The organism is Corallococcus sp. 4LFB (assembly GCF_046520365.1).
In the GTDB taxonomy this organism is placed as follows: domain Bacteria; phylum Myxococcota; class Myxococcia; order Myxococcales; family Myxococcaceae; genus Corallococcus; species Corallococcus caeni.
This window is the reverse complement of sequence record NZ_JBKGHJ010001312.1, coordinates 1-231: the sequence shown is the minus strand read 5'-3', so window position 1 is coordinate 231 and position 231 is coordinate 1. Positions and strand designations below refer to the sequence as shown.

Genomic DNA, 231 nt, shown 5'->3' with positions numbered 1-231 from the left:
CCACGACCTCGCCGAACAGCTCCGCCCCCAGCGCGCCCACCGCCAGCGGCAGCCCTCCGCGTCGTCCACGTGCGTGAAGCCCGTGCCGGATGGGCCGGTGAGGGCTCCAGGATTTCGGCACGGTAGTGCCGCCCAGCCCAGCGCGTGCAACGCCACGCCGGAGTCGTGCACCGCTGCCCAGCACCTTGAACTCGCCCAGCGCGGTGGGGCCCACGGAGGGCTCGCCGTCGG

At 74.9% G+C, this 231-nt stretch carries 1 pseudogene; it reads right to left on the bottom strand.

The features are described 5' to 3' along the window. Nucleotides 1–231, bottom strand: a pseudogene (locus ACLEQD_RS45440) (VWA domain-containing protein); the annotation flags it as partial.